Genomic DNA, 5,605 nt, shown 5'->3' with positions numbered 1-5,605 from the left:
CGCTGTTCCTCTCGCCGGCCTTGGGCGCGCCTGTCCAGACCGATCCGCCCAACGTTCCCGAGTTCAAGCCGGCGTTCCCAGGGCAGACGCGCGCGGAGGAAGTGAAGACCCAGACGCCGCTCGAAGTCACCGAGATCGCCTCGGGCTTCGACAAGCCGTGGGCGATCGCCTGTCTGCCCGACGGGCGGTTCCTCGTGACCGAGAAGCCGACGGGGAATCTGTTCATCGTCACGCCGGGCGGGGTCAAATCGGCGCCGGTCGCCGGCCTTCCGAAGGTCGATGGGCGTAACCAAGGTGGCCTGCTCGACGTCGAGATCGCTCCCGACTTCGCATCCAGCCAGCTCATCTACTGGAGCTACTACGAGCCGCGCACCGGTGGAAACGGCCTCGCGGTGGCGCGCGCCAGGCTCGTGGATGGTCCCGCGCCGCGCATCGAGGGCCTGCAGGTGATCTTTCGCATGCAGCCGACCATCGAGTCCACGATGCATGCCGGCGGGCGCCTGGTCTTCACGCCGGATCGCAAGCTGTTCGTGGTGCTCGGCGAACGGTCGATCATGGCGGGACGGGTCCAGGCTCAGAAGCTCGACAGCCACTTCGGCAAGGTGGTGCGGATCGAGCTCGACGGGTCGGTGCCCAAGGACAATCCGTTCGTGAGCCGCAAGGATGCGAAGCCCGAGATCTGGTCGAGCGGCCATCGCAACATCCTCTCGGCCGCGCTCGACCAGAGGAACCGGCTTTGGATCGTCGAGATGGGCCCCCAGGGAGGCGACGAGCTGAATCTCGTCGAGAAGGGCAAGGACTACGGCTGGCCGACCATCGGCTACGGCGAGGAGTACTCCGGTCGGTCCATCCACCGGGCGGCGCAGGCGAAAGGCATGGAGCAGCCGGTCTACTACTGGGATCCCGTCATCGCTCCTTCGGGGCTCACCATCTATTCGGGAACGTTGTTTCCCGAGTGGCGTGGGAACTTTCTGATCGGGGGTCTCGCGAGCCAGGCGCTCATCCGTCTGGTCATGAGCAAGGACCGGGTCGTGGGCGAGGAGCGGCTGCTCACGAACCTCGGCGCCCGCATCCGCGAAGTCGTCCAAGGCAAGGACGGAGAACTCTACCTGCTCACCGACGACGCCAACGGGAAGCTTCTCAAGGTGACGCCGAAGGGCTCACCGGCGCTCGGGACTCCCTCACGGTAGATCGGATTCGGAACCCGCATGCGTGGACCCGTGACACGAAAGACCCTGCTCGTTTGCGGGATCGCCGCGTCGTTGCTCTACGTCGCGGCCACCATCCTCGGGGCGATGCTGTGGGACGGCTACAGCTCCACGTCCCAGACGGTCAGCGAGCTGTTCGCGATCGACGCGCCATCGAAGCGAGTCGTCGACCCTTTGTTCGTGACGTACAGCGTCCTCTGGATGGCCTTCGGGGTCGGTGTCTGGAAGTCCGCGCGCCAGAGAAAAGCTCTGCGCATCATGGCCATCGGGCTCATGGGGAAGGAGGTCGAAGGCCTGGTCGTTCAGCTCGCTTTTCCCATGCACCTGCGTGGCGTCGCGTCGACCAGCAACGACCCCGTGCACGGGATCCTCACGTACATCGGGGTTCTCTTCTTCCTGACCGCCGTGGGGGCCGGGGCGTTCGTGTTTGGTCCACGGTTCCGAGTCTATTCGGTGGCGACGCTCCTGGTCTCTGCTCTCGGCGGCGCGTTGACGGGTCTGTACATTCCCCGGATGGTGGAGAACCTGCCAACGCCGTGGATGGGCGTCTGGGAGCGCATCAGCATCTTCAGCTACCTGCTGTGGTCCGTGGTCCTCGCGACCAGGCTGCTGCGCGAACCCGACGAAAAGGTCATTTCCTCCGGATCGTGACGTCGCCGTTCACGATCTTCACCACCACGAGACCTCCGCCCTTGCCCGCCGTACCGGTGCCGCGCACGTAACGCCGCGGAGATCCCTCGCTGGTGTCCCAGGTGGAGGTCTCCGAGATCTTCAACGGGAAGTCGCTGACGATGCGCGTCTTCTTGCCGTGTCCGTCGGTGTACGCCGTCTCGATCTCGAAGCGCGCCGACAGATCGGCAGGCAGCTCGATCACCGCCGGGCCTGAGCCGCTCGAGATCTCCACCGAGTGCTCCGGGCTCGACCCGCGGACGATCGTCACGCGAACCCGCCCGGCCCCGGTGCGCGCCGACACGGAGCCGCTGGATGGGCCGATCTCGATATCCCCGCCACCGGTGTCCGCGTCGATGGTGCCGCCGGAGCGACCGACCGTCACGTCGCCTCCGCCGGTCGAGATCCGCGCTCCCTTGGGCGCCTCGTCGAGGTGGACGTCACCCCCGGCGCGCGACACGTGAAGGAAGCCGGCCTTGTCCGGGCGCGCCACCTGGATCTCATCGTCCTCGACCTCGACATCGCTGAGATCGGTGGTCCGTGCCGATCCGTCTTCGCCGTACACGACCGGGCCGCTGCCCGAGCTGCCGCGCAAGCCGCCGCTCACCCCCGACAGCAACACCTCTCCGCCGCCTGTGCTCACCGAGCCCCTGAGGTGCGAGTCCGACACATGAACCTCGCCGCCGCCGGTGCTGAGCGAGGCGTATCCCCTCACGTTCTCGATCACGATCTCGCCGCCGCCGGTCTGCCCGCGGAAGTCGCCTTCGAGATTCGAGAGCGTGAGATCACCGCCCGCCGAGCGCAGTCGGATGTCGTACTTCCTTGGCACCTGGATCTCGAAGCGATGCGAGGTCGAGCTCTGCGAGCGCTCGACGGCCTGCCACGAGTGCAAGCGCAGTCCACCGCTCACGCGTTCGAGCGCGACGCGGGTGTCGCGCCAATCGACTCCGCCCAGCATGGCACGAACCTGGACGCGCGATTCGTTCCAGCCCGTGATCCTGACCCCGCCTCCGGACTCGAGGTCGAGCTCGAGACGCTGCCCCGAAGTCGCCTTTTCGCTGTAGGAAGACGTGGACGCCGCTTCGTACTCCTCCGAAGTCCCGGCGAACGCCTGCTCGCGGGGCAGCGGCGATGGTCGCAGCGATGCGAGCGGCAGCGTGACCACGGCCAGGGTTGCCCAGGCGATGGCGAGGAAGCGCCGGGAGGGAGCGTTGCGAGGGCGCTTCTCGTCCAGCAGCGCGAGCAGCCGTCCCTCGAGCTGCGATGGCCGCGCCATGCCGATCGCCGCCACCCCTGCGAGCCGAAGCTCACGCGAGGCGCGAGCGACGTCGAGCAGCAACGAGGCATACTCGCCGCCGGAAATGCCCTGCGAGAGCACGACGTCGTCGCAGGCTCGCTCGCTCTCGGCCCGCATGCGGCGCGCCGCGTACCAGACGAGCGGATGGAACCAGTACAGCGCGCACACCACGGCGGCGAGCCCATTGGCCTGGTGGTCGCCTCGCGCGGCGTGCGCGAGCTCGTGGGCGATGACGGCCCTGCACCGCTCGATGGACCAGGACGCGGACTCCGCCGGCAGCAGCAGCACGACGGTCCGAGCGCGCCAGGTGACGGGGGAGCCCACCCGTGCCGTGCGAAGCAACCGAATGGGAGAGCGCCAGCCGCAATGAACGGCTTCTTCGCGGAGCAAGTGGAGCCAAGTGCTTTCCGTCACGGCCTTGGCATCGCGGGTCAATCGGGCCAGCGCCAGATACCCCATGCAATACCAGGCGCCGATGATCGAGCTGCCGGCGAGCCAGATCCACAGCAGCATCCGGCCGCCTCTGGGATGATTCGAGCGAGGGTCCGGGGAGATTTCACTTCGCCACTCGCGGGCGGAGCCTCCGCCGATCGAGCGTTCGGCCGCTGAATCCAAAGGCTGGCGCGAAAGCTCGGCGACCATCGGGGATGCCGCGGGGCCGGGTGACAGGATCCCGACCGGGAAGGAAAGGCCCGGCGCCAGAGCCACGGCCAAACCGATCGCGAGGCTTCCCACCAGCGCGAGCCGCCACACCAGATGGCGGGTCGCCGCGGAAGGGCGTGGCAACAGAGCTTGAATCAGCATCGCGAGGAGCAGCAGGAGCGTGACCCCCGCGAGCACGGCAACGGCCGCCGGGAGTGGCGCGCTCCATGCGGACACGAAAGACAACCCATTCATGGCCGGCCTCCATTGCGCCGCGCGCGATCGACCAGACGTGCCAGCCGATCGAGCTCTTCGGCGGAAGCCGGCTTCACGGCGCCGCCGAGCAACGCCGCCACCGCCGCTTCCATCGAGTTGTTGAAGAACGTGTGGAGCACGTGACGCGCGGCCTTTCGCTGGAGCTGCTCGGCGGACTGCATCGGGTAGTAGACGTGTCTCGGGCCTTCCCAGCGGTGACGCACGTGTCCTTTGGACTCGAGCAGGCGCAACATGCCGCGCACCGAGGAATAGCTGGGAGGGTCCGCGAGATCCTTGAGCACCTCCGAGGCGGTCGCCTGACCTCGTCGGAAGAGGATGTCCATGATCTGGCGTTCACGCCGGCCCAGCTCCGCGTAGAGAGTCGCCATGTGATTCCTCGAGGTCGAAAGGCCAAGTGCTAATGCATTGACACCATGCGAGCACGCTAGCACCCAGGCCTGGGGTGGTCAACGGCGTTTCGAGCGCGAAGGTCTCACTCCTCCTCGATCGGGAACAGGAGCTCGTTGCCATCCGGATCGGCGATGAGGATCGAGTCGTAGCCCCACCAAACCTTCTGGTACGGCACGGAGCGCTGGGCGATCTCACGCTGAAGCTCGTTGCGCCCGTCCGGCGTCAGCTCGACGAACAGGCGGCCTCGATCCCTGCGTTCGGCGTCCTGGCAGAGGATGATCTCGCACTCCCCACGATCGACCTGGCAGACCGTCCCTTGGCCGTCGGCCTCATGCCACTTCTTCTGAAATCCCAGCTGGTCCACGTAGAACCGCAGGGCTGCCTGAACGTCGGACACGTAGAAGACCGGCCGTGCGTACCAGCGATGGGCAATGCGCTCCTGGACCGGGTCGGTCATGCTTCTGGCCCTCCTCAGGGGCCAGAATAGGCCAAGAAAGGGCATTGATCAGCAACCAGGCAGCCAGCGCTGATCAGGCTTTGACCGGTCCGGGACAACCTCCGGACACGATGCCCCCTCGAGGGGACTACCGTTTCGATCGCGCGTGGACCGCGCTCATCTGAGCGGAAATCGGTATCCAACTCCATCGGAGGCGACCATGAAGAAGGTGCTCACGGCATCCGCTGTTGCTGCCCTCAGTCTGACGATCGCGGTCGTGGCGTTCGCAGGTGGCGATCACTGTGGTGCGGCCAAGTCCAGCTCGGCCTCCTATACGTCCGCGTGGTCCGGCGCCTGGCTGGAGCGTTCGGACGACGGCACCGTGACGGTCGCCGATGTGGCGAAGGGCAGCCCTGCCGCCAAGGCCGGCCTCAAGCGTGGCGACGTGGTGCTCGCGGTCAACGGTTACGACCTCAGCGACAGCGAGTCCCGCGCGATGTGCGCTTCCAAGGCGAGCTGCAAGGTGGGATCGACCGTGTCCTACACGGTGAACCGGAATGGTTCGACCAAGGACCTCAAGCTCAAGCTCGCGAAGATGCCCTCCGACGCGACCGATCGTTTCGCCAGCCGGGAAGCCAGCTTCGATCCGATGTTCGCCGCGGTGGTGATGCCGGCCTCTTCCGCCAA

The 5,605-nt window shown here is 66.8% G+C and carries 6 protein-coding genes; 3 read left to right on the top strand and 3 right to left on the bottom strand.

Annotated elements, in window-relative coordinates:
- Positions 1-2: 2 nt before the first annotated feature.
- Positions 3-1,190: a PQQ-dependent sugar dehydrogenase gene (locus VFQ05_01900; protein ID HET9325504.1), complete on the top strand. Its 1,188-nt coding sequence runs from the start codon at positions 3-5 to the stop codon at positions 1,188-1,190.
- 18 nt (positions 1,191-1,208) lie between these two features.
- Positions 1,209-1,859, top strand: coding sequence for a DUF998 domain-containing protein (locus VFQ05_01895; protein HET9325503.1), 651 nt, complete (start codon positions 1,209-1,211; stop codon positions 1,857-1,859).
- On the opposite strand, the gene VFQ05_01890 is transcribed toward VFQ05_01895, so the two are convergent.
- From VFQ05_01890 to VFQ05_01880, 3 genes are all read right to left on the bottom strand, one after another.
- A complete protein-coding gene (locus VFQ05_01890; protein HET9325502.1) occupies positions 1,840-4,071 on the bottom strand; it encodes a M56 family metallopeptidase in 2,232 nt (743 codons plus the stop codon). The genes VFQ05_01895 and VFQ05_01890 overlap by 20 nt on opposite strands.
- Positions 4,068-4,460, bottom strand: coding sequence for a BlaI/MecI/CopY family transcriptional regulator (locus VFQ05_01885; protein HET9325501.1), 393 nt, complete (start codon positions 4,458-4,460; stop codon positions 4,068-4,070). The genes VFQ05_01890 and VFQ05_01885 overlap by 4 nt, the downstream gene beginning before the upstream one ends.
- A 104-nt stretch (positions 4,461-4,564) precedes the next feature.
- The gene (locus VFQ05_01880; GenBank protein HET9325500.1) at positions 4,565-4,939 is read right to left on the bottom strand and encodes a glyoxalase superfamily protein; all 375 of its coding nucleotides are present in this window, start codon (positions 4,937-4,939) and stop codon (positions 4,565-4,567) included.
- 199 nt (positions 4,940-5,138) lie between these two features.
- On the opposite strand from VFQ05_01880, the gene VFQ05_01875 reads away from it, so the two are divergent.
- Positions 5,139-5,605 (top strand): PDZ domain-containing protein (locus tag VFQ05_01875; protein HET9325499.1); only part of this gene is annotated, 467 nt, incomplete at its 3' end.

It is taken from the genome of Candidatus Eisenbacteria bacterium, assembly GCA_035712145.1.
Taxonomy (GTDB): domain Bacteria; phylum Eisenbacteria; class RBG-16-71-46; order RBG-16-71-46; family RBG-16-71-46; genus DASTBI01.
This window is presented reverse-complemented; position numbering and strand designations above follow the sequence as displayed.

What these genes read in the sequence shown, in the direction of transcription:
- VFQ05_01890 (HET9325502.1), bottom strand. Translation starts at nt 4,071, where the DNA reads ATGAATGGGTTGTCTTTCGTGTCCGCATGGAGCGCGCCACTCCCGGCG.
- VFQ05_01885 (HET9325501.1), bottom strand. Translation starts at nt 4,460, where the DNA reads ATGGCGACTCTCTACGCGGAGCTGGGCCGGCGTGAACGCCAGATCATG.
- VFQ05_01895 (HET9325503.1), top strand. Translation starts at nt 1,209, where the DNA reads ATGCGTGGACCCGTGACACGAAAGACCCTGCTCGTTTGCGGGATCGCC.
- VFQ05_01880 (HET9325500.1), bottom strand. Translation starts at nt 4,939, where the DNA reads ATGACCGACCCGGTCCAGGAGCGCATTGCCCATCGCTGGTACGCACGG.